Below are 4103 nucleotides of genomic sequence, written 5' to 3' on the forward strand. Positions count from 1 at the left end.
GCCACCATCAAGCCCAATAGCGCCATGGTGCGGGGCGGCGTCTACACGGTCCACGCGACCGCGGCAGTGACCGACCTGGCCGGAAACAACCTGGTGCCGTTCACCTCGAGTTTCACCACCGACAACACTCCGCCGGTGGTCACGGCCGTGGCGCTGCCCGGAGAACCCGTCGTCGCCAGCGACAACTTCGAGACCGGCACCCTGACAAATCTTCCCTGGAGCACCTATGGCAACGGCATGTGGACGGCCAGGTCCACCAGCGTGCATGGCGGCTCCTTCTCGGCCGAGGCCCCGATGTCCATCGGCGACGGCCAGAGCTCCTACATGGAAGTGACCCTGGACTGCGTGGCCGGCAATGTAACCTTCTGGTTCTCGGTGAGCTCGGAAGGGAATTACGACTACCTGAGGTTCTACCTCGACGGGACCAATTTGGGGAATTGGTCGGGCGGCGTGGGATGGACCCAGGTCAGCTACCCGGTCACCGCGGGTAGGCATACCTTCAAATGGGGCTACACCAAGGACGGTTCGGTCTCCAGCGGGTATGACACCACTTGGGTAGACGACATCGTCTTCCCGGTGAACGACACCTCCAATGCGGTCAAGGTCACCTTCGATAAGCCCCTGGATCCGGCTTCGATTACCGACCGCTTCGTGGTCTCCTCCGCTTTCGGACCCGTTGCCGGGAAGGTCACGCTCTCCGACAACAACACGGCGGCAACCTTCAAACCGCTCGGCGCCTTCAGCGAAAACAAGGAGTATACCGGCACGGTCAAGGCTGGCGTTACCGACATCTCCGGCAACCCCACCCCGGCCGACTACAACTTCACCTTCACCATCGCTCCGAAATCCGATCTTGTCGGTCAGTGGCACCTGGACGGCGACTGGTCCGACACCTCGGGCAAGGGGCGTAACGCAACGGCCACCGGGGCTGCCTTCAGCGCCGACCGGATCGAGGGTGCCTCATCCGCCACCTTCGACGGGGTGGATGATTCGGCAGCGCTCGGCAACTGGTTCGAGCTGCAGAGCTACACCATGCAGATGTGGGTGAAACCGGGGCTCTCGCAGCAGGCCAACGCCACCATCATCGACAACAACTACGTCAGTGGAAAGTCGTGGGTCGTGCAGCAGGACGGCTCCATCACCAACCGCTACAAGTTCATCAGCAGCGACGGCTCTCCGGCGATAAGCTTCCCGCTCGACCCCGACCAGTGGACGCTGCTGACCATAACCAGGGACGGCAACACCAAGGTCAACACCGTCTACCTGAACGGCGTGGCGCTCCCCAGTGCCGTGGGAACGACCAATGTCACCTACGACAGCACCAAGGCCCTCTACCTCGGCAAGTGGGGTGGCGGAGGGAGGAACTGGAAGGGCCTGGTCGACGAGGTCATCATCTACAAGAGCGCCATTCCTGTAGAGGACATACTGGAGGAATACTACGCGGGAAGCACGGACGACAGGACGGCCCCGACCGCGCCGACGGTGGACCAGGTGCCGTCGCCCACCTACGGCTCAACGATACTACTCTCCGGCACCAAGGACGCTGGATCCTCCATCAGGGTGAACGGGAAGCAAATGGTGGCCGTGGATAACTCGACCTCCTGGTATGTCCCTTATAACCTGCAACTGGGGCAGAACATCCTGGAAATCACCAGCAGGGACGCCGCAGGCAACACCAGCGAACCGGTCACCTTCGCGGTCGAAGTCCTGCCGGCAAGCCAAGGGGATCCCGACATCGTCGGCTTCTGGAAGATGGACGGCAACTGGAACGACTTCTCGGGATACGGGAACAACGGCTACGGCTACAGCGGCGCCACCTTCGCCACTGACCGGGTCATCGGCTCCACGGCCGGCGACTTCAGGGCCACAAACAGCTACACAGAAGTCATGTTCAACATGCCCGAATACAACTTCACGGTCGAGACCTGGGCTAAGACTGCCGCCTCCAGCGGCCTGTTCGCAGCCAGAGGGGCCGACGGCGGGCACGACAGGCACATGTATGTCGATGCCAGTGGCAATGCCTGCTTCCGCGTCTACGCGGGGAGCGGTTGGTGTACCACCAAGAAGGTCAACGACAACGCCTGGCACCACTGGGCGCTGGTGGTGAAGAGCGGGGTAGGGCAGCGGGCCTTCATCGACGGGGTGCTGGCAGGAACCAACAGCTACGACCATTCCGACTACAGCGGCCAAGACCGGATCAACCTCGGCTACTCCAACGACATGGGCTATCTCAAAGGGCTTATGGACAACGTGGTGGTCTACAAGCGCGCCCTGACGGACCAGGAGGTGCTCGCCCGGTCCAAGGCCGCTCCCAAGCTTACCCTGACCAGCCCCGGCCAAACCGTGCTTTACCGGCCGGGCGAGACGGCTGTCGTCAACCTGTCCGCCACCGACGACACCGGCATCAAGGTCCTTGGCTGCACCTCGACCGGGGCGGCTAGCGGGAAGTGGTCGACGAAGCTGGCAACTCCGCTAGCCACGGCAAGTCAGGCCGTGAGCTTCCCTGTCGCCGCGGATGCCGGACCCAACGAGAAGATCAACATCAGTTGCTACGCCTACGACGAGCAGATGAACGTGGTGAGCGCCGCGCTGCAACTGACGCTGGCCGATACCGACCTGCCGACCGTCAAGCTCATCTCTCCTGCGGCCGGTGCTACCGCCAACACCACTCCTCTCCTTAGCTACGCCGCCAGCAGCGGGATCGTCACCGTCAAGGTCGACGGGGTGGTGGTCTCCAAGGTCTCCGGGGACACCCTGAGTGCCCTGAGCGACGGACAGCATACCGTCCGGGTCGAGGTAACCCGGACACTGGGGCAGACGGGGTACGCCGAAGTGACCTTCACCGTGGACACTGTCAAGCCGACCCTTTCCATCACTTCTCCGGTCGGGTTGGTAACCACCGCCACTCCTCAGCTCAACTTCTCGGCCAGCGAGGGGAGCGTCGTGGCCAGGGTGGACGGAGTCGCCGTCCCGCAGGGTAACGGCGAATATCTGTACCCGCTGAGCGACGGGCCGCACACGCTGCGTCTGAAGGCAACCGACGCCGCCGGCAACGCCACCTGGGCCGAGACGAACTTCACGGTCCAGAGTCCTCAGCCGAGCGACTCCCAGCAATGCGCTTATCCGGTACGGATACTCCGCCAGCAGCCTCTGTACTTCCTCACGCTTGGTGCCGCCTATGTCGCGGCGGAGACAGGGGAAACTATCGACATGGCAGCCGGTCTCTTTAGCGAGGATCTCACCATCGACAGGACGATGACCATCGAGGGGGGCTACGATTGTACCTTCACCACCAAGGTAGGCGTCAGCACCATCAACGGCAACCTCTATACCACTGACGGCATAGCGACCCTTTCGGACGTGATAATAGGCCAGTAACGGCAAAACTGAAGCATTGAGGAGGAGATTATGAAGACCATTGTCACGTCGCTGCTGCTCTTGACGATATCGACGAGCCAGGCATTCGCTGCCGGCGATCTCATGGTGAGGGGCAATATCGGCGTCGGCACGTCGACCCCTGATGCCAAACTAGATGTCAGGGGCGGAGTGAAGATAGGGGGGGCGGATGCGGTGTGCACCGCAGCCACCGAAGGGATGGTTAGGTACAACAGCACCGAGAAACGCGCCGAGTTCTGTGACGGCAATGGCTGGATGACGGTCGTCAATGGAGCGGCGACAGACATCACCGACGTCAGCACTGATTACCCCTTGAAAGCGGGGGAAACCGCCTACGTCAATTACACGAACGCCACGACGGTCCCACTTCATGTCGCTACCGTGGAGGGGTACTACCAGATCATCATCAATTCCGATTACGCCGCTCCGGCAACTTCCTCGTGGTCCTACTTCAGGCCCAACAACGCGACATACACCAACGCATTCAAGGTAATCAGGCTTGCTTACTACGCCAATACCCTGTACTCCCAGTACGAGACTACCAGCAAGGTGTACGCTGGGGGAGGGGTGACGATGCGCTCCGAACTGGGATGCTTCACAAGGACCAAGTCCAAAGTGGTAAAGTCGGACTTCTTCGATGCCGAGAACTTCGCTTCCTCCTATACGCATTACACCTTCGATACTCACTGGCTCGACACCTCGACTCC

2 protein-coding genes are annotated in these 4103 nt (G+C 61.4%); both read left to right on the plus strand.

Annotation, left to right across the window (positions count from 1 at the left end; all coding sequences use genetic code 11):
- On the plus strand, positions 1 to 3378 hold a 3378-nt coding region (locus tag AC11W3_RS05825; RefSeq protein WP_484092634.1), incomplete at its 5' end, for a LamG-like jellyroll fold domain-containing protein.
- Between the two features lie 30 nt (positions 3379 to 3408).
- Positions 3409 to 4103, plus strand: a 695-nt coding sequence (locus AC11W3_RS05830) for a hypothetical protein (RefSeq protein ID WP_484092635.1), incomplete at its 3' end; no start/stop codon positions are given.

It is taken from the genome of Geomonas sp. (genome assembly GCF_056994735.1).